Origin of the sequence: Pirellula sp. SH-Sr6A (assembly GCF_001610875.1) — a bacterium.
In the GTDB taxonomy this organism is placed as follows: domain Bacteria; phylum Planctomycetota; class Planctomycetia; order Pirellulales; family Pirellulaceae; genus JBKCUI01.
Map to the genome: position 1 here is coordinate 4,044,761 of NZ_CP011272.1, position 22,013 is coordinate 4,066,773.

The window sequence follows — 22,013 nt, forward strand, 5'->3', positions numbered from 1 at the left end:
GTCTCCCCGGTGAAATGATGAAGAGATATGTCTGTTCGCTTGCTCTGGCCTGCTTGGTTGGACTCGGTCTGCATGGAAAACTGCACGCCGACTTTACGGCGATTGCCGGATGGGATTCTCAACTCTTTCCTTCCTACCTAATCGCCTCTGCAGCATCCAGAACCGCCATCTTCGAAATCGGCGACGATCACTTGGGCGATCCCAACGGTTTGCTTGGGGTCGAGGTGACCGCACCTCGCAACAATACGCCCATCCAGGTGACCATTGAATGCGAGGACTTTATGCAAACAAGTCACTACATTGGCGTTCTGCCGAACAAGGGGGAGGCCTACTCGGTTTTTCCGAAGATCAAGTATCGTTTTGACCGATTGAGCCAATGCGATCAAGCAACTCCAGCAACCGTCACCTTCACCGTCAAACTCGGTGATTCCATTGCCGAAGAGCAATCCTCCACACTCACCTTTCGGTCTGTCAACGACTGTCCGATCCGGGTCGCGGCCGGAGAGGAAGGATTGGATACCAGTCCTACCATTGCCGCCTATGTGAATGAGCAGCATCCATTTCTCGATAAACTGCTGCGAGAAGCATTGGATATCGGAGTTGTGGATAAATTCACGGGCTACCAGATCTCGGAGGATGAGGTCATCCGGCAAACATACGCGGTATGGGATCTGCTCGTCGCTCGGGATGTTCGATACAGCAGCGTCACAACGACAGTTGCCGAATCGGACGAAGTGGCCAGTCAAAACATTCGCCTGCTCGAGCAAACGATTAATAATCAGCAAGCGAATTGTGTCGATGGTTCGGTCTTGATGGTGTCGATGCTTCGAAAGATCGATATCGACGCAGTGCTCATTCTCGTTCCGGGGCACTGCTATGTCGGAGTCTATCTCGATCCCGCTCGATCGAAGTTGTTGGGATTGGAAACGACCTTGATGGGCGAATCGTTGGATTGGCCGGAGGAAGTACCCGAAGGTCTTGAGAATGCGGTAGCGGAAGACTGCCAAGACGAATATTCATGGCCGAGTTTCGTTCAAGCCTTGGAGGTTGGGACAAAGCATATTCTGGATCATGCGAAGCAGTTTGAGTCGGATATGGACTATCGCGTGATTCATGTTGGAGATGCACGAAAGATTGGGATTCTCCCCATTCCCTATCGAGGCCAGGAAGAATTCCTAGCCATCGATTTCACATCCACGGACACCGAAGCGAGCGACACCACCGCGGACGAAGAGATGGCGTCGGAAGAAGAAGATTCGAATGAGGATTTCGAAGAAGACGACGAAGAATAAAGTCTAGATCGAATTAACGATTGCGGATCATTTGCCGAGTCGGTCGAGTACATTCTTCGTGATCTGCTCGACGGTGGGGTCCTTGCCCTTGAGCCCGTGCGCCCAATCGGTGCTTCCTGTGGTTACGACCGTTCCGCCGCGCGTGTAGGTGCCTAGCACGGCGGCCCCCACACGATCTTTCGGAAACCGGTCATACCAGAACGCATCGTCGGGCGCCCAAGTAGCGGGACAGGTTCCGAGAATGGTGAAGTCTTTCGGGGTGCCGTCGCTTCCGGTAGGAAACGGGAGGCCATCACGCCATTCCATTTCGCAGCCGTCGCATTCGTAACCGACGATCGTGTCTTTGCCACCGAATCGCGATCCTCTGGCCAAACCTGTTCCCGCAAATAGCCAGTGATCCGGTCGGTGGACTTCATACGAAGCAGGACCGTCCATCCATTGCCCGTGGCTCTTGTGATAGCCGCCCCATAGAAAGCCAACACCGGTGAGCTGGTTCTCCGGGCGTTGCACTAAGTGATGACTCCATAGGGTGCTAAGCAATCGTTCTTTGTCGGTGCGATAGTGCGGGTCCACGTTGTACCACTGCTTCCAGCAAGTCAACGCTTTGCCATCCTCTTCGCTTCGGACTTGCCAGCAGCAAGTATTGCCGCTGAAGAATGCGACATTTCCGCCTTTCCCGATGAATGCCTCGAGGTGGTCGCGCATCGGGGACGACCAGTATTCATCATGCCCCACGCTTAAAACCAGTTTGTAGTGTTCCAGCATCTCGGGATGGAATTCAAGATCCGCGTTGGTAGCGAATTCCAAGGTGTATCCATTTGTTTCGGCCCAACGAACAAACGGGCCTTCCCAGTTCTCGAACTGAGACTGAATGGGGCGAGAAAAGGAAACGCGATGTCCTTGAAGACCGTCGCGGTCGTGATAGGCGTATAAACTATGCCCGCCCCAGTTGGTATAGGCGTTGTAGGTATTGGTCGCAAACTGCAGAAGAATCTTGCTCGTCGTGCCCGGTTGAGCAGCTCGCACGACGAAGAAGCAAGTCGTTTGGATGGGTTTGTCTGGCGTTTGAGCGTTGGGGGCTGCAAACGTAACGCGGTAATAGCCCGATCGCCAGTCTTGCGGAATGGTGAGCGAGTGGGAGGCTGGCCAGCCACATCCGTGGGAGGACGCGCGATCGGGAATAGGGCGTCGCTGCATCGCGATCCCCTCCACGCTCTGCACGAGTTCGTCGGTGGCTCCCAGGCGATGAACCGTCAGCTTGGACGTGGGCTCGCTCGAGGAAAGGTGCAACGAAATGCTTTCCCCGGGCTTCACGCTCAGGGAATCAGGATAGGCGAAGAGATAAGGCGTTCGCGGCTCGGCTTGATCGGCAACAAGATACGGAGCGAATGAAGCCTGCAGCGCGAAAGCGCCTGCGAATAGAGAGAGCATTCTACGGCGATAGAGCATGGCGAGGACCTTCATTCGGAGAGGGAGTTTATGGGGAGGGTAGGAGCGGCGGGCATTCGGGCTTCGACAGATTGTACCTGTCGAATGTCGGATCCGTGCAGTAGGGCCTCGCTGCCGACGGTTTCGGACCCGAAAAGATTGCCTCGAACCCCCACGTCTATTAGGATAACGATGCCTTCCTCGCCTCCCCCCGCAGAATGAATCCAGGCCATGTTTGGTTCGAATACCCGTTCCCTCCGATTTGTTTTCGTCTTGTTCTTGTGCTGCTGGGACCGAACCGTGGGCCAAGATGTAGGGGCCGCGGAGGTTGACTACCAAAAGGACATTGCACCTCTCCTAGCTGAACATTGCACCCATTGCCATGGAGTGGATGAAGGATCTCGGCAAGGTGGATTGCGTCTCGATCGCCGCGAAGATGCCTTGCGGGGAGGAGATTCCGGGAAACATGCGATCGCGCTGGCAGATGTTGACCAGAGCGAAATTTTGCGACGCATCTTGTCCACGGATCCGGACGAAGTCATGCCACCCCCGAGCGAGAAGAAACCGGTTGGGCCGGAAGGGGTAGCCAAGTTGAAGGAGTGGATTCGCCAGGGGGCAGCCTACGATACCCATTGGTCCTTTACCCCGCCCACCAAAAAGCCTTTACCCGGTAAACCAGACGAGGGTCCCGTCGATTCCTTTGTGAATCACCAGCTCCGATCGAAGAACTGGATCTCCACTCCGAAAGCTTCGAAAGAGGAATTGGTACGCCGCGTCTATCTGGATCTCATCGGGCTTCCTCCTAGCCCCGAAGAGTTGGCAACGGCTGTCGGCGAGCCTCTGGAATCGACCGTGGACGCTCTTTTGCAGAGCGATCGCTTTGGGGAGAAGTGGGGGCGATTGTGGTTGGATTTGGCGAGATACTCCGACACCAATGGATACGAAAAGGATTTGCAACGCGATCAGTGGATGTATCGCGATTGGGTCATCGATGCCTTTAATCACGACATGCCCTACGACCGCTTTGTGATCGAACAGATCGCTGGTGATCTGCTTCCAAATGCAACGCAATCCCAGATGATCGCCACCGGGTTCTTGCGCAATAGCATGATCAACGAAGAGGGGGCGATCGTCCCCGAACAATTCCGCATGGTGGAAATGTTCGATCGTATCGACTGCGTTGGAAAAGCGGTGCTGGGATTAACCACTCAGTGCGCCCAATGCCATACGCACAAGTTCGATCCGATTACGCACCACGAGTACTTTGGAATGTTCGCTTACTTGAACAATTCCTACGAGGCTCAGTCGTGGGTCTACACTGACGATCAGCAAAAAGAAATTGCGAATATCGAACAGAAGCTAAACGAGATCGACGCAAAAGTTCGGGAAAAGCACCCTGATTGGCAAACAGAACTGGGGCGGTGGCGCGAGGAATGGGTCTCGAAGCAGGCGAAATGGAGTTTCCCCAGCTTTCATCAATTGGAGAGCATAAGCGGATTGAACCATCCCACCCAAGAACCCGATCACTCGATCTTGATGAAGGGGCATACGAGCGGCGATATTTTCTTCGTGTCCAAGCCTGAGGCTCAAAAGATAACGGGATTGCGAATCGAGCTTCTCACCCATTTCGATTTCCCCCATACGGGACCAGGGCGGAGCAAGCTTGGGACATGGGGCATCCACGAAATCGAACTCTTCACCAAGGGGGCGGATGGAAAGGAGTGGGTCAAGCACAAACTCGTTCAGCCTGTTGCCGATTTTTCCAATGAGGAACAGAAGAGTGCGGATGGAAAGAAGGCGACGGGCCCCGTGACTTATTTGGTCGATGGCACCGATGACACCACTTGGACGGCGGACCGAGGAGTCGGCAGACGTAATCAACCCTCGGTGGCGGTGATGCGATTGGAGACCCCGATCGAGTTGACTGCCGGGACGGAGATCAAGATTGCGATGCGCATGTCCGACATGGTGGGCTGCTGCCGTTGGAGTTTTACCGATGCATTGGAACCAACGGTTGCACCGATTGATTATGCTGCACAATTGGCGATGGGAGTGCAGGATCGAGATTGGAGCGATGCGGAAAAGTCGGTTGTCTTTCGCGCTTGGGCCAAATCGGTTCCGGAGTGGGGCGAACTACTCGGGGAAGTGGAAGCTCTTTGGAAGAAGTTCCCGGTCGCGGCCACGTCGATTCTCCATCTGCACGAGCGCCCGTCTCGCGATCCAAGGATCACCAAGATATTGGATCGTGGCAATTGGGATCAGCCGACTGTACCGATCGAGCCCCATGTACCTGCCGCATTCCATCCATTGCCGAAGGGAGAGCCGAACAATCGATTGGGCTTTGCCAAGTGGCTTGTTGCGCCCGAGTCGCCGTTTGCAGCCCGCGTCGCGGTCAACCGAGTATGGCAGGCCTTGTTTGGGGAAGGGTTGTTGGAGACCCCCGATGACTTTGGAGTGCGTGCTCCTTTACCGGAATATCGCGATCTCCTTGATTGGCTGGCTGTCGATTTCATGGAACAAGGCTGGAGCCATAAGAAATTGATTCGCCAGATGGTCTTGAGCGAAACGTACCAGCGATCCTCCAAGGGGGCGGGATCTTTGCGAGAAGATGATCCACGCAATCGATGGCTTGCTCGAGGGCCCCGATTTCGGGCGGAGGCGGAAGTGGTACGAGATATTGCACTCAGTGTATCGGGATTGATCCATCACAAGATGGGAGGTCCGAGCGTGATACCACCCGTGCCCCAAAGCGTCCTGGATTACAACTACACGTACCCGAGCTATTGGAAGGCGGCGGAGGGACCGGAGCGATATCGACGCACGGTGTATGGATTCCGCAAGCGGTCCATGCCGGATCCGGTCGCATCGACGTTCGACGCGCCCAATGGGGACTTGTCCTGCGCTCGGCGTGTTCGATCCAATACACCTTTGGCGGCACTCACAGGGCTAAATGAAACCATTTTTGTGGAAGCGGCCAGAGCGCTTGCCTTGCGAATTCTTCGCGAGGGTGGTGAGAACGATCGTCAAAGAATCGAACGCGCTTTCCTACTTTGCATTTCGCGTCTTCCGTCGAGCGACGAGTCTCGCGTCATCGAGCAATTATTGGAATCCCAACGAAAGCGATTGGCCGAAGGGTGGGTGAACGCAAAAGAAATCGCGACGGGAGATGCGGGTGTCGCTCCCGCACTTCCACCGAACACAACGCCTCAAGATGCCGCGGCTTGGACTGTCGTTAGCCGGGTCCTTCTCAACCTCGATGAAACCATTACGAAGAATTAGGCTCCAGCATGACCAGCAACGAATCGATACACGATGCCCATGCCAAGTGGCTTCGGCGCCGATGGTTTCTCCAGGAATGTGGCGTCGGTTTGGGAGGGATCGCAGCTTCCAGTCTGCTGATGGGTGAACCCGCCTCGGCGAGCCCGTCTCCGGGAGCAGCCACGGATCCCTTGGCTCCTCGCGCGCCCCATTTTGCGCCGAAGGCAAAACGTGTGATCTATATCTTCCAAGCGGGCGCTCCAAGCCATTTGGATATGTTCGATTACAAACCGGAGCTTGCCAAGCGAAATGGCCAGCTTCCACCTGCTGATTTGTTGAAGGGGTACCGGGCTGCGTTTATCAATCCAAATTCAGCGTTGCTTGGTCCCAAATTCTCGTTTTCCAAACATGGTAAATGCGGGATGGAGCTGAGCGAGGTTTTGCCTCACACCGCGAAGATCGCGGACGATATTTGTTTGATTCGTTCCATGCAAACCGATGCCGTGAATCATGCCCCGGCGCAGATCATGATGAACACCGGCTCGCAGCAATTCGGCCGCCCCAGCTTCGGTGCTTGGACCCTGTATGGACTGGGGAGCGAGTCGAAGGATCTGCCGGGATTCGTGGTGCTGACGAGTGCGAAAGGAACAAGCGGTGGTGCCAGCAACTATGGCTGCGGGTTTTTACCGACCGTATATGGTGGCATCCCGTTGCGAAACGCCGGAGACCCCGTGCTCTTTTTGTCCAACCCGAAGGGCATTGACCAAGAGACGCAGCGTGCTTCGCTCGATGCGATGCAGCAACTGAATCAGTTAGCCCATCAGCAGTTTGGTGATCCCGAAGTGGAGGCTCGCATACAGAGCTACGAGCTGGCATATCGATTGCAGACGAGTGCACCCGAGTTGATGGACCTGCAGAGTGAATCGGCCGCGACTTTGGAGCGTTATGGCATCAAGGATACGTCCAAAGCGAATTTCGCGCGCAACTGTTTGCTCGCACGTCGCTTGATCGAGCGTGGGGTACGATTTGTTCAATTGTTTCACGAGGCTTGGGATCAGCATGGTGGGCTAACGGCCGGGGTGAAGCAAAACTCGCTCGAGACAGATCAAGCCAGCGCGGCCTTGGTGCAGGATCTCAAGGATCGAGGGTTGCTCGAGGACACGATTGTTATTTGGGGAGGGGAGTTTGGGAGAACGCCGATGGTACAAGGAGGAAACGATGGTCGGGACCACCATAATCGTTCCTTTAGCATGTGGTTAGCAGGGGGCGGGATCAAGCCGGGGTGTGTGTATGGAACGACGGATGAGCTTGGTTTCAATGTCGCCGAAAACCCGGTGCATGTGCATGATCTCAATGCCACGTTGCTTCATTTGCTGGGATTCGACCACACCAAATTGATCTACCGCTTTCAAGGCCGCGACTATCGATTAACTGACGTGCATGGTACCGTCGTAAACGGCATCCTGGCGTAGTTCCTCATCCCAGCTAATGAAGTACTGGAGCTTGTTAGGGCTCGTGCAAGCGACCAATGCAACTTCCTCATTTTCGCTCGTAAAGGACGGCCGCCCGAGTCGCGTGGGGTTTTTAACCACGGACGACACGGAATACACGGAAAGGGAGCATCGAATTTGTGTAGCCATCTTTCCGTGTGTTCCGTGTGTTCAGTGGTTCTTAGACCACCAGAACCCAGCCGATGGACGCTACAAACGCGAACCGCGGCAACGCGCCACATCTTCATTCCCCAATCCGGTTGCAACATTTCTCGTGTGCGGCGTGTCGACCGATACGGAATGATACAATCGCTTGACCGGTCGAGCACGAGCACCGCTTCACTGAGCAGGAGCACGACGAAGAGCCAGAGCCGGCGGATGCACTCAAGGTCTCCATCCACTGGCATTGGACGGTCCATCGTCCCTCACTCGACGGGAGCGATCCTTTTCGTTCTCAGGTTGGAGATCAGTTGCGCGCAAAGGCGCTAAGGCGCAATGCTGTGGATTGAATGCTTTGCGTCCTTGCGCCTTGGCGAGAGACCTTCTTGTATGTCGAATCGGAGTCAGCCGCGCGAGGGACTTGTTCGTTATTCAGGTCTTGCCTGGAGAGCAATGATTGCAGCGCAACATCAGAAATCGTAGAATTCTCTGATGAAATTGTGACAGAGGTCGAGCATTGGTCTCGAAGAACCCAAAAACAAATTAAGAACACTGCATTTGTCCGAAGGGCTCGATCGTCCAGCTCTGGCGTGCGTCGAGCTGACCCCTCGCCCATCGTTGAATGCTTGAAGGCTTGCGAAGAATGACCTCACAATACGCATACTTTCAGGTGACAGGATGTGGAGATCCAGGAGTCGTTACAAAAGCGGTGGGGATCGATCCGTCGAGTTGTAACTCCTCAGCAGAAATCAATCCGAAAACAAAATGCCCGTGGGGTGTCATGAAATGGCGTTTGGACAGCGGCGAACCTGACGATGCTTCTGTCCAACAGCATGTTGATTCAATATTGCTTTGGCTTAACCGACGACCAAGTGCTGTAAAAGAGCTTTGCGACGAATATGATTTGACTTTGCATATTTGCTGCCGGGCATCGGATACCTTTGGAATGCATTTAACGCGTGACCAAACTCGGCTATTAGGTCAACTCGGAATCGCGATTGACTATGATGGGTATGTCGACGATCGTAAGACGATCGAATGTGAACTATGAATGGACGAACCATCCATTGCATCGAAATGGCAGATCTACCATCAGGACTTTTAGAAACTTTACTCGCCTCCACTCAATGAATGGTGGGGTTCTGAGTACAAGATGATGTCGAAGCAAACACGTTTTGTCAGTGTCGAAGTGGTAATCCGGACAAACGCCGATTGCCAGGATTGGGTCGCATGGTTTGAACGTTTGGACAACTGCGTCACAATGATGTCGGGCGAGAACCACGAATCGTTCGTGTACTTCGCGCCATTACCCTCGAGTGATGCAAACCAGACAATTCGCAGATTGTGTCAAGAGATTAACGAATTGCCTGAAAACGTTCGTCGCCAATGGGCTGACGCGGAACAAAGAGAGTTTTTCATCGGATACCATGCCGGCGAAGCCCCGCCTTGCTTTACTGAACATATCGACTCTGATACTTTGGAATTGGTGTGTCAAAACGGCGCTAGCATTCGTATCGGTCTATACTCGACACCGAACGAAGATGAGTGACTCGGCTTTGCGACGTCAACGCAATATGAAACGCAGGACAAAAAAATGGCCCCGAATTGCCGATGGGGCGTTTCCTCAATTCAAAGCCTCTTGGCGGCAACCGGGTGACTTTGGTTGTTCCTAGAAAAAGACTGCTAGAACCCTGCAATGTTGAATAACTCTACATGGCTAGCGACTGCTTGCTCAGGGTTGCTTGGATTGGTGGTGTTAACTGCCGCCCAATTGGTTATCCCTCAAGCAATATGGTGGACGTTTGCGGTTTCCATCATTCTGATGCTGGTCATTTGGAAATTCGCTGCTCGAAGCTATCTTGGACGTGTTTGGAATACAAACATGACAGCTGATGAGATTAAAACGGCTAAACCATTTGCATTCGTGTGGCTTGCGTTGTACTTCCTTGGTGCCACTGGATTCGTTGTGTTGGTCGTCTTGAGTGGATACTATCAATACCCGATCCCCTCAGGAATTCTCATCACACTTATTGCGGCTTGGTTCATCAAGACTGAGATCTGGGCGCTTTGCCTCGTCCGCGCTACGACGACAACACATTAACAATCGATTACCCTATGATACACTCGACGAGTAATGAATTGCAGCCAAGTGCTCGATCAACCGTATTGGCTTGCGTCGAGTCTACTGCTCGCACTGGCTGAATTCGGACGTTCTATCACGTACGTGAATTGGAAATTTGATGAGACTCACGATGAAGCAGCTGTTTATCGGCATCGCGAGCATCGCTGGCCTGATGGCCGCACTCATGCGTGGTTATCAATTGTTCGGTTCACGCGGTATGTGGTTGTTCTCTGTTTTCGCAGTTGCAGCGTTGATTCTTGCCTTCTTTCTCATTCGACGATGGAATAAAGCGCGTTTCGTCGGTATCAGCATTGTCTGCTTGCCGTTGATTCCGATTACTTTTCCGAAAATGGTAATGACCGATTTCGATCATATGTCCTACGTCGGCAACAAAGAGCGATCAGCAGCCACACTAAATCGGATACTTGCGGCAGACTCTCGATTCTACAACGTTTCTGCCAGCTATGAGGCTCCGGCAAATCGTAAGGGACAATGGCTTGTCGTAACTGGAATCGTAGCATCGACCCGTGATCTCGAATCGCTTCGTGAGATCGTGGACCGTGCTGACGATTGGCGTGTGGAATGGAGCGTATTGGTTTCCGAGGAATCAAAGGTGAAATCGTAACAGAGCCAGACGTTGCACACGGACCCGCGGGCTGCGCGGTTTGGTTAGATCAAAGTCGTTCGCCCCGGCCCGGCGAACGGGACCGTTACCCGAAATAGCCATGCGCAAACTGTTTCTCGTTTTCCTCGACTACGTACAAACCGGACGCCGGTTGCGGCACTGCGCAGTGTGTGATTCTCGTTACAACGACGCAAAGCGACTTGTCGAAGGATCAACAGGCGCTCTGATTTGCGCCGCATGCATTCAGCGATTTACACCAGCACATGGTGTCGACCTAAACCTCAATTTGGTAACGAATCGCTTCATCCAACAAGCCGAGGATGAAAACCCATATCGACCGCCTGCGATCGAATCCGGTACCGTACAACGCCTACTTTGTGATGAACAAACCTCCTCTCATATCACTTCGCGTGGTAAAATGAGGGCAGCTGTTTGTGCGGACTGCCTAGAGCATTCAATTAAACGGATCAAAGAGCACACACTCGGTTGACAATCACATGCACCGGAGTCGCGGGTCGGTTGCTTTTTCAAATCAGCATCACTCACCGCGACTACGGAGATGCCAACCGTTCGTCCGGGGAAACCGCCATGAACGAAAATGCCCAAGGCTTCGAAGTCGACACAATTTCGGAGCGATTGCCTGTTGCCCCGTGGATTTTGTGTTCCTTGACGACCTTGGCTGCAATACCTATTTGGTTTATCGGTTTCCTCACAATCGTCGACTTGATAAAGCCAATCGGCAGTCCAGCGGGAATTCCCATTTATATGATGATGTGTCTTGTTGCAACTATCTTCGTCATACCACTCAATTCTTTCGCGATCGCACCACTTATCGCGAAGCTCGGATTTCCTTCAAACGGTCGATCGATTTCTATTCATATAGTCCTGGGATTCGTCGCATTAGTCGTGCTGTGGGTTTGGCCGTCTACGATCGGGCAATATCCATCGCTCGCATGGACAGTCATTCCATTTTATCTTTCGATATTTTTATTGCCGCCCATACTCATTGGATCTCTCGTCTTTTCGATAAGCTACAACGCAAGAAACAGAGGAGTAATGGCGAACAAAGCGCTGCACCAAACGCGTGGATCGGTCGCCTCCTAGTAGAAAACTTTTCTTGCTCCCGCTCAGTGATCGGGGTCGTTCAAGCATTTACTCGCATTGGTCGTACTCGTTCGCAGTGAAACGGTGCTGGTGCTCGTAATCGAACCGAGGCAAATACGGCAGAACCATTCTTCGACCGCGATCGGTTCGACGCCTCTCGCCTTGCGGTCGAATGCGTGGAATACTTTCCGATTGTTATTGGGGCATACTCGCTCTGCGTGTAGTTCGGCCCTTGAGTCGTTGCTGTCATTTGGCAGATGCTTATTGCTTGAGGAGGCGTGAGTCCTGCGACGGAGCATTCGCTCAAATCTAACCTGGGAGAGTCGTTGCAGTGTTGACTCAAGTGGCGATGAAATTCGACGGTGTACATGAAGCACAGTGTGAGTAAAATTGGATCGACAATTGCGAGCACGAGCACCGTCCGCCGCGGACTGAGCGCGAGCACGACGAAGAGCCAGAGCAGGCGGACGCACTCAACGTCTCAGTCCACGGTCATTGGACGGTCTATCTTTCCTCACTCGACGGGAGCGATCCTTTTCGTTCTCAGGTTGGAGATCAGTTGCTCGCAAAGGCGCTAAGGCGCAATGCTGTGGCTTGAATGCTTTGCGTCCTTGCGCCTTGGCGAGAGACCTTCTTGTATGTCGAATCGGAGTCAGCCGTGCGAGGGACTTGTTCGCTATCCAGGTCTTGCCTGAAGAGCAATGATTGCAGCGCAACATCAGAAATCGTAGAATTCTCTGATGAAACCGTGACAGTGGTCGAGCATTGGTCTCGAAGAAACCAAAAAAATGAGAGCACAGCATTTAGCCGAAGTGCTCAATCGTCCGGCTCTGGCTTGCGTCGAGCTGACCCCTCACCCATCGGTCAATAGTACCGTTCGTCAGGAGAAAAGTATGAACGCCTATAGTCCCACCAGTCGGTACGATCGTCGTGCAGGCAACCGCTTAGGTTTGCTGGTCTTGCTTGTGGTCGCCAACCTATCCATCGCAATGGTGTACTACGTTCGGATTCCAATCGGTATGGATATGCGTCAGATGGTTGTTCCCGCTTTATCGGCGGCATCTGTACTGCTGTTCGCGTTCTCGTTGCTCTTCAGTGCGTGGCTTGCAGTGCGAACACCGACTTCTCGGCTTGTGACCGTCCTTGCGATTGCAAACGGACTGCTTGCACTGGCTCAGCTATTGGTTTTCCAATCGTCATGGATTTCCTAATACGCAATGGCTGACGAACGCCACGTCCTTTCAGACGTTCTGGCATTCATGCGCATTGCGCGCGCTCAGTGAAACGGTGCTCGTGCTCGAACCCAGGCAACCATGACAGGCTACTTGTTTGATCATGAACGACGTAATGTTTGTCGTCTTTCGATCGAGCCCGTCGCCTAGTCTTTTGGTGCGTCATTTTCACGGGATGGGAGTCATCGCCATGCTCGGGATCAATGACGGAGTGGAGCACACTGGATCGTTTTATAATCCAAGGACGATTACGAGCACGATCGCCACGATGCCGAGTACGGAGGAATGCCAGAGGAAATAAATCCCGCGCGCCAAGGCGCCAAGGCGCAAGAAAGACGCAAAGGCGAGAGGACCGAGCTTGGCGCCTTGGCGTGGGACATTCGTGTTTATCCAAGTGGTTTGATGCTTGTGATGGCACGAGAATTCGGCATGAATTGGCTATCAACAGTTTGGGTTATTCCCGTGAGAGTGGGGGCGGTACATTTTGGGCTAACGGGATTCTCAACCTTTGCCGCCAATGGGAATTGTAGTTTCGCACGAACTCTTGTCATAATCTTTTTCGTTGGCGATCCCGTGGTCCTCGCCGACGTTGATCGGCAGCGTTACAGGGTTGGTTTGTACAGATGCTGCTACGTAGTTGGTATGGGACCCGACGACAACCTATATCATACATCGGAGGATATGTTGCCAAGCATTGTCGGCGCGATGCGCGGAACGGTTAACTTTCTTCAGGAGTTCGACTCATGAGTATCTCCGACGAGCTGCAAAAGCTGGATGAGCTTCGACGAAATGGTGCCCTTTCCTTCGATGAATTCGAGATTGCTAAACGGTTGGTGCTCCAAGGATCGGAGGACTCCGTACGGTCTGATCACCTTGAAGAAATCAAGGTTCAAAATGAACTTGCCCAGCTCGATCGTGAATGGGAGTTGGAGCGAGAGAACTACATGGTGGCTGGAAGGTATGGCCACAAATACATACCAGGAAAGGCCAGTAGCGCTTTTGGAGGATTGTTTGTCGTTGGATTTGGCGTCATCTGGACGGTGATAGCTGCGACCGTGACAAGAATCGGTGGGGCCGGAGTCTTCAGCATCTTTCCTCTATTCGGTGTCTTGTTCGTCCTTTTCGGTGCGGGCATGAGTTTTATGGCCTTTGTCAAAGCGGGGCAATATGAAGAGGCTCACGAGCGATATCAGCGTCGTCGTCGGGAGCTCCAGAGCAAGAATCAAAAGACATCATGAGCGTGATGCAACGCGCGCACGTCGCAGTATTGCTAATTGCGATTTGCATTGGTTGAAGCGTCCCTGCGGATTGTGCTGACGAATCTGAAAAGCACTCCGGGAGTTTGGACCGCGCGTTTCTTGATACCAATACTTTTCGGTGGCCTATCTGCAAGGGGGCTCTTCGTTTGAGCTTTGAAAGTCATGATGTTCGCAAGATCAAATCGTCGACTCCAGATTCTTGATCGGTCGGATGCGCTTTCCGAGTTCTCAGCTGAATTGAAACGCGCGAGGCGTTGGGCGTATCGCGTCTACGCGATCACTGCGGTGGTGCTGATGCTCTTCCTCTTTGGCGTCGGCTGCGTGTGGTTCCCCGATATTCAGAAGCTTGCATTCGTCTTCCGCGATCCAGCAAAGACCGTCGGGGATGACGGTAGGTACGGTGCGATCGTTGGTATCTTGATAGGTGCGTTGTTCTTAGCTCCGTCAGCCCTTTTGCCTTTGTTGTTTGTTGCAATCGCCGACCGCATTGTGGGAAAGAAGTGTCCGGCGTGCCACGCATCGCTGACCTTGTGGAAACGAGGAGAGGTAGTACTTAAATCAGGCAAATGTCCAAGATGTTTGGTTCCAATCCTAGGATCCGTCGCTGCCGAAAGTACGGACGAATGGTACGGTGAATCGCAATTGATTTCGTCGGCGCTTACTTGGTTGATAGCCGTTTTGCTTTCCCTACCGGTCATTGCTCTGGTGTTGATTGAACTGCTTTTGATCAGACTCGTTCATTTGGAGAAAGGGCCTGGATTGGGTCCGTTGCTGAGTCACTCAGAAATGCGTGTCGCTTGGACGCTCATCGCATTGATTGCCTTGCTGCTTGCGGCGTACCTCCGCTGGCTCTTTGTGCGATTTTCGAAAACATCGCAAGAGATATAGTTAGATATGTTGGTTTTTGTTTAGTGAGGGATGGGTGCCTGGTGGTGTTGCGGTCAAGACGAGCTGTCTTGTCGAGAGTTGGTCGTCGGCCGCATCTCCCTTGGTTCGGCAGATTGGGAATGTATTCAATGGTTGATGATTTATAGGTTCGATCATCGGGCTGATAATAGACGATTGCGTTCCTGGTCTTTGGACACGGAACATTCGAAAGTGTGGGTGCCACCACGGAATCCGGCAAGTTGATATACTCGGGCTTGCTTTCGACCGAATCCAAACGGAAACCTGTTGTTCGCCTGACTTTAGGAGTCGTTGAATTGAGTACCTCGCGTAGTGTTTTGCCATTTCTTGTCGGTTGGCTTTGCCTGATCTTTGCCGTCGTTCTGTTCGTTTTCTCTGCACTGATGCTTCTACTCCAAACGCCCCCACTGACTTGTTTGGTTATTGGGAGTACGGCATTGTTTCCGGCTCTCATTGCTGTAGCGTGCTTGTTGCCTAGTAAGCGGACGATAGCATTGAGAGTGATTGGCGGTATTGTATTTGCCGCATGTGTGGGTACGTTCATCACGACCTTTGTTAATCCCGTCAATGATGGACAGGGGCGTTCTCGTAGGGGGTTGCTCGTCGTGGCTGCCATTGCTGGAGGTGCAATGGCAATCAAGGGTAAATGGCCGGGCAGCAACGGGCGTGTCGAACCGGTGAAAGAGCCATCGAATGCACAGGACGCGCTCGGACGTGCTGACTGACTCGCGTATGCGTCACGTTGTCGTGCAGGGTCGATACTGTTTTTAAGAGAACGACGACTGCCAGGGCATGCATCGATGGTCGGCTGAGTTGGGATACCGTTGAACGGGATGTCGCGTTCCAGGCGCTTCTTGCAATGGTGAGCAAACCACGAAGTGTGCAGGAAGCGAGCCTCGGCGTCGACGAGGCGTTTTTTTAACTTGAGGACAATCAGACTCTCTTATGGTGGAGCGCGTGAAAATGAATCTCAAAAGTTCTTGCTGCAATGCCAGACATGCCCCCCAGTTTGGGAGAGATCCCTCGCAGGAGTGGCTCAAATCCAGCTTGTTCCTAGCGGTCTGCTTATCTGTCACCTGCTTGGCCCAATCGTCGTTGGCTCAACAGTCTCCGTCGAAATCAGGCGACAAGCCGCCGCGATCAGCGAATCGAGCGAACGAAGCCAAGAAGGCAGCGAATGCAGACCAGGAAGTGCGAAAGCCTGCTTCCGTGGAGGAAGCAGCGCAGGTCATCGATCTCTCGACATTTCCACTTCTCCCGAATGTGTTGGCGATTCATGCCAGGTCTGTCGGGCATTTGGAATATGTGGTAAGTCTCAAGTCGTTTGATGTGAAGAGCGAGTATGAGTTTCAGCGCCGTAATTTGTTGGCACGGCAATGGCAGGAATTGCCCGATGGAGACGGGCAATTCACCCGTTCGGGATTTCACCTTTATGTAACGGTTCAAACGCATGACGAACCGGGCAAGGCGGTCGTGAAGCTGCAGAACCATGGCAATGTCAATGTGAGCAAGTTACCCGTACCAAAGGGCACCAAGTACATAAAAACGGCCTACAACGTTGCGGACTTTGAGACTGCCGCCAGTGTGCAAGAAGCGAGAGACATGGTTCTCGCGTTATTGATGGACCAGGGATGGCAGCCGTATGGAATGAGAGGTGATGCGATGGACATGAAGCAGAACGCTGTTCTACTCACAGCATCGATCACCAGTACGAGAAAGCCTGGCGTAACGAGGATCGCATTCTGGACGACTCAGATGCCGGTGGAATTGCCGGTGCCACCCCAATCGGAATCGATTCTCTATCAGTCTGACCGGAATCGCCTTGAGCTGGTCGCCGTGGGTAGCATGGACGAAATCGCCACATTCTACAAGAACTCTCTGGCTGCATTCGACTGGCAACCCATTGCGGAGAAGCCCGTGCGTGAAATCAATTCTCAGCAGTTCGTACTGACTTTTCGTAATCGTGCTCAAGACATGGTGCGTCTAGGTATGAGCGAACGAGGTAAAGAGAAGACGCGAATAACCCTCGAGTATCAGTCGAAGGGGGAACTCGACGCGCGCAGCCGGGAGCCATAACAAGACACGCACCGAAGATCGTGTGCAAAACCGCTTCTCACTACTGGAGCGATCGCATCTATGAAGGCACCGTTTGATGTTGATCGATATGTTTGCGAATGCAATCGTTTCCAGCGGCGTGTACTCGTGATTGCCATAGGGACGGTACTGTTCATGATGGTTTGTTTTGGACTGGTCATTCCCTTTCGTGATAATTCCTTTCGCATCGTCGCCAATTGGCATGACGTGCCGGCTGCGGAATCGGACTAGACCTTGATTACTGGAATGTGACTCGAAGTCATTGGGTTCGAGTGTTACCAGGAATAACTATGACCTTTCGCACAGCTTTTTTGGATTGGGCGCGCGACGCATTCCCCGAGCTTGAGGTAGAGTTTCTGGGGGCGTCAGCGGAGAATCGCTTGTACTCGGCGTTTCTGGCATTTCGCAATCACACGCAAGTCGCAATCGACAATCAAGACAGCCGTCGAGTTGAGGAATTATTTGGAATGGCCGATCGTGTACTGGTTTGCAGTTATCCAGAGATGCGGTCCCTCTTTCATGTCGTCTATGTGGAGGATCTGAAATTCCATGACGAGCGAACCAAACGTTCCTGGGCTTTGAAGTTGCTATCGCCATCGCTTCGATTGGAGCGTGAGCGCTCATTGCCTGGTTTACCATGCGATGAAACGTAGAAATGTTGGATGTTTGATTACTTTAGGGGCGATTCTGTTCGTCTTCGCCGGGTTTTGGATGGTGCCTTCGCGCGCGAGGCGTTCGCTTCCATGGAATGCAACGGACATCCATGAGTTTTACGAAGCAGCGAGATTCGGATCGGACTTTAAGCGTTGTCTAAAGGCGAAGATGGAAGAGAGGGATTTTGACGCCTATGCAACTCGCCTTATGCTCACCGAAATCTATGATCCGGGACGTCATGCTGACTTGGGGATTCACTGGGGCCATTGTGAGGAATCGTGGTGGGATCCTCCTGAATCCTTGGCGGGTGTTCGATTTGAATCATCGAAAGGAGAGGAGTACTTCGCCATAGCGGATTGGCAGGAAGGGTACGTTTACTTCTATGTTCTCTCGTGGTAGTTTCACGACCTTCCTTGAGGCTGGTCAAGATTTGCAGCATGGCTTCATTGTCGATGGCTACGCCGGTTCTGGTCGTGTGGCTGTTGCCGATGCGAAAGTCGATGAGTTGAGGTAAGTTGTCCTCCTTTTCGAATGGAGTGAAAACCTAGGCAATCCTCTTCGCACGGTCGATGAAGTGTAGTTCCCCATACATTTATTTCTTCATGCGTCTTCGGAGGCCTATCCCGATGCCACCTGCGAGGCCGAGGAGGATCATGGAGCTGGGCTCGGGAACAGCGCTGTAGTTCAGAACAATGTCATTGCCAACGGTTCCCCAGGAGAAGCCTGCGGCCGAGCGAATGCTCGCGAGCGAGTTGTTTCCGCTATCTGCGGATACATTGATGCTACCAAACACGGAGTTTGTGGCTAGGGATGGTGCAGCGCTATTGGCGTAGACCAACCATTGGCGATCCGTGTCCCAGAAGGCATCGGCCCATTGGACTGTGGAACCGGTCCCGTTGAAGACCAGATTCGAAGTGACTCCGGTGTTGATGACAAGCGTTCCACCGGTCACGTTGATGACGTCGAAGTTGGTGCCGCTTCCGGTGTTGGAGTTCGCCACCAATTCCCAAGAAAGATCTGCACCGGTGTTGTAGGTTAAGCCTGCCAAGAACGTTTGCGTTCCTGGGCTATTTCCAGGCGTGTGAGAACCTGAGATCGTGGTTGATCCACCGATCGTGCCAGACCCACCCAGCGATGCACCGGAGGCTACGGTGAGGTTTCCAGTCGCGGTCGATTGGTTACCGTTGATGATCAGGGAACCAGATTGAACACTTGTCGCGCCGGTGTATGTGTTGTTTCCAGAGAGTGTGAGAGCCCCAGATCCTTGCTTGGCCAAACCGCCATTTCCACTGACGACACCCGAGAGCGTCAGGTTGGACGATGCGTTCGAGACACGCACCACGCCGCCCCCATCGTTGAGGGTCATTGCAGCGGAGCGGGACGCAGTACCACCGCCGTATTCTAGGGTACCTGTCGTACTGGTACCGCCAAGGTTGATAGCGCTATTACCCAGGTTTTGTGTGCCCGCCAAGACAACGGTGCCATCAAGGATGTTGGTCACGGATGTCAAAGCGATGTTGCCTTGTACGGTAACGGTCCCAGAGGTCGTTTTTTCGATAACACGAACACCTCCGAACGTCGATTGGTTCGCACCGACACCATTGAGCAATCCCGAAGTGAAGGATTGCGTCCCAGCGGCGTTGGTATTGATGTTTCCTGGATTGGTGCCTAGGCCATCAAAGAGAATCGTTCCACCATTCAAGTTAACACCGCCGATTTGTTCGCCGATGCGCATATCGAGAGTCCCGCCGTCGTTGACGGTGAAGAAGGTCGAGTCTGGATGGTCCGGATTGTCCGTAGCGCTCACACCGAATTGGAAGGTTCCACCGTTGTTGATCACGATGCCCGATGCTCCGAGATCTCCTCCTGCTACGTCTTGAAGGATGAAGCGACCGGCATTGACATTGAGAGTGCCCGTGAAGGAGTTGCTGTTGCCTTGGAAGCTGACCGTTCCCGTCCCGTTTTTATTGATGGTATTGGTGCCGCTTACTGTTGCGCCAAAAACCAGATTTCCGGAACCGTCCAAATTCAGCGTATTCGCGCCGAGGCCAACGGTACCCGAGAGGGACGCGACTCCGCTGTTGTTGTTTCTGATGGTTGCATCGCCATCCAAGGCAATAGGGGCAGCAAAACTGACCTCGTTCGTCCGATCAAAGGCTAAGGTCGTGCCAGCTGACATGTTCAACGATGAATTGGTAAGGCTGCCAGTTGTTCCACCTGCTCCGATTTGCAGTGTACCTCCTGCAAGCGTGACGCTACCGCTTTGACTGTTGTCTGTGGCAACAACCAGGGTGCCGGTACCGGACTTCGTCAAAGTCCCTGATCCAGCAATGGATCCAGTACCTTGGAAAGTGTAGTTATTGGAGGAGTTATTCACGACCACCGAGCTGGGAGCCACCGCTCCTTGAAGGTTGACCGCGAAATTTCCGGATGCGGAATCATCGAAAACAACAGAATCGGTTTGAATGAAATTGGTGGCAGCCAGCGATGTTTCCAATCGCCAGTTGTTCGTGCCTCCGATGTTGGCGGCGGTGCCCACGTCCCAGTTTGCGTTGGTTGCCCCGCTCCATTTTACATTCTCGCTCAAGGCAGTGACGTTGAGATCTATTCTTGTGTTGGTCGTGTCATAGATGAGCGATCCTGCAGTGCGGCCTTGCAATTGAAGATTGAATCCTGAATTGATGGCCCCCCCGTTGTAATCGATCAGAGTAAAGCTACCCAACGACATGGGCTGAGTATTCGATACCCTTAGTGTTCCACCCGCGGCGAGTCCATCCGATGCGGCGACTACTAGCAGAGGTGTGGTGGGCAAGATCGCTGCGTCGAGTCCAAATTGGAGAGTGGACGCAGGAGCAGATAGGTTCAGCGACTGAACTGTTAGGGAACCTGTGCCAGCACCGCTTGCTATCGACAAGGTGGCGTCGTTTCCGACGGTGAATCCCCCTGCCGCGGCGGTTGCAATCGTTCCTCCGTTGGAAGCCGTTGGTGCCAACACCAAAGTTCCTTGCTCAATGTTGATCAGGCCTGTGTTGGACAATCCACCGGTCAGAGCCAAGGTTCCCACGCCATTTTTTGCTAAGCCGCCTGCGCCATCGAAGGCACCGCTTAAAGTCAATTCAGTTCCTGACTTTGCAACATGAATAGCGCCTCCTCCTGCCTGAAGAGTGAAAGCTCCTGCACGGGTAGCTGTCGTACCTTGATAGTCGAATGTGCCTGCTGTCGTTCCATCGCTTGCGCCCAATCTCACTGCTGCGGTTCCAAGATTCGATGCGCCGAGCATGGACAAGGTGCCATCGAGAATATTCAAGCGACCCGTTCCCGTTGTGATGGAGACATTTCCTCCGAGGGTAACGGTACCGGCCGTCGTCTTATTGATAGCCGTGTTTCCGCCGACCGTAAAATTACCTCCGATGAGGCTTCCGTTCGTCCAGTTCTGAGCCGTAGCTCCCGACATCGTCATACTTCCCTGTTGAAGGTTGACGACACCACCGTTCAGGTTGACACCTCCAAAGGTTTCCCCTTCCTGCCAATTGACGGTCCCGCCGGAATTGACGGTGATGTAGGTCGAGTTGGGCAGATTCGGATCTCCAACTGTGCTAGCACCGAATTGGTAGGTACCACCATTGTTAACGACGATCGAGACGGGGTTGAAGTTGGTGGTAGCAATCCCTGTCGAGCTGTTGACGAAGGTGCCTTGGTCGATGACGAGGGTACCAGTAAATCCGCTGTTATTGCTGTTGTGAATGAACGTTCCTGTACCCGTTTTCCGCATGGTGCCAGCACCGGCGAAGAGACCGGAAAAGAGTGCATTTCCTGTGATATCCAACTGAGGATCGGCACCCGCGAGAGTAAAGGTGTTCGTAGCCGAACCCGCGATGGTGACGGTGCCAGTGCCTGTGTTATTGACCGTGATTCGGTTGAGAATTAGGGGGCCAATGTTATTGGTCGTTGCATAGCTCTCCGCTCCGGTCGCGTTGAAGACCACTTGAGTGGTGTTCGAACTAACGGGTAAGGAGCTCCAGTTGCTCGCCACATCCCAATTGCCGTTTACTGGGTTCTGCCACACGCTTTGGGCATGAGCAACGTGGGCCGATAACGACGCTAGAACCGCGAGGGTGCTAGAAAAGAAGCACTTCAGAAGGATTTTCCTGCGTTTCTGAAGCGTCCTAAGAATTCGACGCTTTTTCGCTTGGCACTTTTTGCTCTCGCCCTTCATCACTCACTCCGATGCGATACTTCTCCACGATGAAAATCAATGAACGAGCAGATTAATTTTCGAGCGCGGTGTCCGCAACGGATTGCGAGTTAAGATTTGGTCAAGAATGGCCGACCCGCTAAAGCTTCTGTTTTGAGACCATGCGTGCAAGCCTTCAACCGAGCGTTGCCATGC

General features: G+C 53.1%; 17 protein-coding genes. 15 read left to right on the forward strand and 2 right to left on the reverse strand.

Translation table 11 applies throughout. From position 1 onward, the window contains the following. The first annotated feature begins 14 nt into the window (after positions 1 to 14). Positions 15 to 1,292 (forward strand): hypothetical protein, encoded by a 1,278-nt coding sequence (locus VN12_RS15425; protein ID WP_146677670.1) that lies wholly within the window; start codon positions 15 to 17, stop codon positions 1,290 to 1,292. Between the two features lie 27 nt (positions 1,293 to 1,319). Here VN12_RS15425 and VN12_RS15430 read toward each other — a convergent pair whose 3' ends face one another. Beyond that, entirely contained in the window at positions 1,320 to 2,741 is a 1,422-nt protein-coding gene (locus tag VN12_RS15430; protein WP_205855060.1) for a N,N-dimethylformamidase beta subunit family domain-containing protein, read from the reverse strand. A 210-nt stretch (positions 2,742 to 2,951) separates the two neighbouring features. Between VN12_RS15430 and VN12_RS15435 the strand changes: the two genes are divergently transcribed. The 14 genes from VN12_RS15435 (at position 2,952) to VN12_RS15510 (ending at position 18,022) form a co-directional block, all read left to right on the forward strand. Next, positions 2,952 to 5,999 carry a PSD1 and planctomycete cytochrome C domain-containing protein gene (locus tag VN12_RS15435; RefSeq protein WP_146677671.1) on the forward strand — a complete coding sequence of 1,016 codons (3,048 nt, stop codon included), beginning with the start codon at positions 2,952 to 2,954 and terminating at the stop codon, positions 5,997 to 5,999. A gap of 8 nt (positions 6,000 to 6,007) precedes the next feature. Beyond that, the gene (locus VN12_RS15440; RefSeq protein WP_146677672.1) at positions 6,008 to 7,450 is read left to right on the forward strand and encodes a DUF1501 domain-containing protein; all 1,443 of its coding nucleotides are present in this window, start codon (positions 6,008 to 6,010) and stop codon (positions 7,448 to 7,450) included. An 820-nt stretch (positions 7,451 to 8,270) separates the two neighbouring features. After that, positions 8,271 to 8,678, forward strand: coding sequence for a DUF4279 domain-containing protein (locus VN12_RS15445; RefSeq protein WP_168164446.1), 408 nt, complete (start codon positions 8,271 to 8,273; stop codon positions 8,676 to 8,678). A 645-nt stretch (positions 8,679 to 9,323) separates the two neighbouring features. After that, the gene (locus tag VN12_RS15450; RefSeq protein ID WP_146677674.1) at positions 9,324 to 9,728 is read left to right on the forward strand and encodes a hypothetical protein; all 405 of its coding nucleotides are present in this window, start codon (positions 9,324 to 9,326) and stop codon (positions 9,726 to 9,728) included. Between the two features lie 151 nt (positions 9,729 to 9,879). Further along, complete coding sequence (locus tag VN12_RS15455; RefSeq protein ID WP_146677675.1) at positions 9,880 to 10,374, forward strand: hypothetical protein; 495 nt, start codon at positions 9,880 to 9,882, stop codon at positions 10,372 to 10,374. Positions 10,375 to 10,860: 486 nt separating this feature from the next. Further along, on the forward strand, positions 10,861 to 11,478 hold the full coding sequence (locus tag VN12_RS15465) for a hypothetical protein (protein WP_146677677.1): 618 nt from the start codon (positions 10,861 to 10,863) through the stop codon (positions 11,476 to 11,478). Between the two features lie 788 nt (positions 11,479 to 12,266). Beyond that, positions 12,267 to 12,689, forward strand: a complete 423-nt coding sequence (locus VN12_RS15470) for a hypothetical protein (RefSeq protein WP_146677678.1) — start codon at positions 12,267 to 12,269, stop codon at positions 12,687 to 12,689. A 764-nt stretch (positions 12,690 to 13,453) separates the two neighbouring features. Then, positions 13,454 to 13,948 (forward strand): SHOCT domain-containing protein, encoded by a 495-nt coding sequence (locus VN12_RS15480; RefSeq protein WP_146677680.1) that lies wholly within the window; start codon positions 13,454 to 13,456, stop codon positions 13,946 to 13,948. 183 nt (positions 13,949 to 14,131) lie between these two features. Then, complete coding sequence (locus tag VN12_RS15485; RefSeq protein ID WP_146677681.1) at positions 14,132 to 14,857, forward strand: hypothetical protein; 726 nt, start codon at positions 14,132 to 14,134, stop codon at positions 14,855 to 14,857. A gap of 314 nt (positions 14,858 to 15,171) precedes the next feature. Next, complete coding sequence (locus VN12_RS15490) at positions 15,172 to 15,600, forward strand: hypothetical protein (RefSeq protein ID WP_146677682.1); 429 nt, start codon at positions 15,172 to 15,174, stop codon at positions 15,598 to 15,600. A 238-nt stretch (positions 15,601 to 15,838) separates the two neighbouring features. Then, a complete protein-coding gene (locus tag VN12_RS15495; protein WP_146677683.1) occupies positions 15,839 to 16,951 on the forward strand; it encodes a hypothetical protein in 1,113 nt (370 codons plus the stop codon). Positions 16,952 to 17,011: 60 nt separating this feature from the next. After that, positions 17,012 to 17,200 carry a hypothetical protein gene (locus VN12_RS15500; RefSeq protein WP_146677684.1) on the forward strand — a complete coding sequence of 63 codons (189 nt, stop codon included), beginning with the start codon at positions 17,012 to 17,014 and terminating at the stop codon, positions 17,198 to 17,200. Positions 17,201 to 17,259: 59 nt separating this feature from the next. Next, complete coding sequence (locus tag VN12_RS15505; protein WP_146677685.1) at positions 17,260 to 17,622, forward strand: hypothetical protein; 363 nt, start codon at positions 17,260 to 17,262, stop codon at positions 17,620 to 17,622. Further along, on the forward strand, positions 17,612 to 18,022 hold the full coding sequence (locus VN12_RS15510; RefSeq protein ID WP_146677686.1) for a hypothetical protein: 411 nt from the start codon (positions 17,612 to 17,614) through the stop codon (positions 18,020 to 18,022). The genes VN12_RS15505 and VN12_RS15510 overlap by 11 nt, the downstream gene beginning before the upstream one ends. A gap of 193 nt (positions 18,023 to 18,215) precedes the next feature. On the opposite strand, the gene VN12_RS15515 is transcribed toward VN12_RS15510, so the two are convergent. After that, positions 18,216 to 21,839 carry a beta strand repeat-containing protein gene (locus tag VN12_RS15515; protein WP_146677687.1) on the reverse strand — a complete coding sequence of 1,208 codons (3,624 nt, stop codon included), beginning with the start codon at positions 21,837 to 21,839 and terminating at the stop codon, positions 18,216 to 18,218. Between the last annotated feature and the right edge of the window lie 174 nt (positions 21,840 to 22,013).

Coding starts and splice junctions, on each gene's coding strand:
- VN12_RS15425 (WP_146677670.1), top strand. CDS start 15: ATGATGAAGAGATATGTCTGTTCGCTTGCTCTGGCCTGCTTGGTTGGA.
- VN12_RS15430 (WP_205855060.1), bottom strand. CDS start 2,741: ATGCTCTATCGCCGTAGAATGCTCTCTCTATTCGCAGGCGCTTTCGCG.
- VN12_RS15435 (WP_146677671.1), top strand. CDS start 2,952: ATGTTTGGTTCGAATACCCGTTCCCTCCGATTTGTTTTCGTCTTGTTC.
- VN12_RS15440 (WP_146677672.1), top strand. CDS start 6,008: ATGACCAGCAACGAATCGATACACGATGCCCATGCCAAGTGGCTTCGG.
- VN12_RS15445 (WP_168164446.1), top strand. CDS start 8,271: ATGACCTCACAATACGCATACTTTCAGGTGACAGGATGTGGAGATCCA.
- VN12_RS15450 (WP_146677674.1), top strand. CDS start 9,324: ATGTTGAATAACTCTACATGGCTAGCGACTGCTTGCTCAGGGTTGCTT.
- VN12_RS15455 (WP_146677675.1), top strand. CDS start 9,880: ATGAAGCAGCTGTTTATCGGCATCGCGAGCATCGCTGGCCTGATGGCC.
- VN12_RS15470 (WP_146677678.1), top strand. CDS start 12,267: ATGAGAGCACAGCATTTAGCCGAAGTGCTCAATCGTCCGGCTCTGGCT.
- VN12_RS15480 (WP_146677680.1), top strand. CDS start 13,454: ATGAGTATCTCCGACGAGCTGCAAAAGCTGGATGAGCTTCGACGAAAT.
- VN12_RS15485 (WP_146677681.1), top strand. CDS start 14,132: ATGATGTTCGCAAGATCAAATCGTCGACTCCAGATTCTTGATCGGTCG.
- VN12_RS15495 (WP_146677683.1), top strand. CDS start 15,839: ATGAATCTCAAAAGTTCTTGCTGCAATGCCAGACATGCCCCCCAGTTT.
- VN12_RS15500 (WP_146677684.1), top strand. CDS start 17,012: ATGAAGGCACCGTTTGATGTTGATCGATATGTTTGCGAATGCAATCGT.
- VN12_RS15505 (WP_146677685.1), top strand. CDS start 17,260: ATGACCTTTCGCACAGCTTTTTTGGATTGGGCGCGCGACGCATTCCCC.
- VN12_RS15510 (WP_146677686.1), top strand. CDS start 17,612: ATGAAACGTAGAAATGTTGGATGTTTGATTACTTTAGGGGCGATTCTG.
- VN12_RS15515 (WP_146677687.1), bottom strand. CDS start 21,839: ATGAAGGGCGAGAGCAAAAAGTGCCAAGCGAAAAAGCGTCGAATTCTT.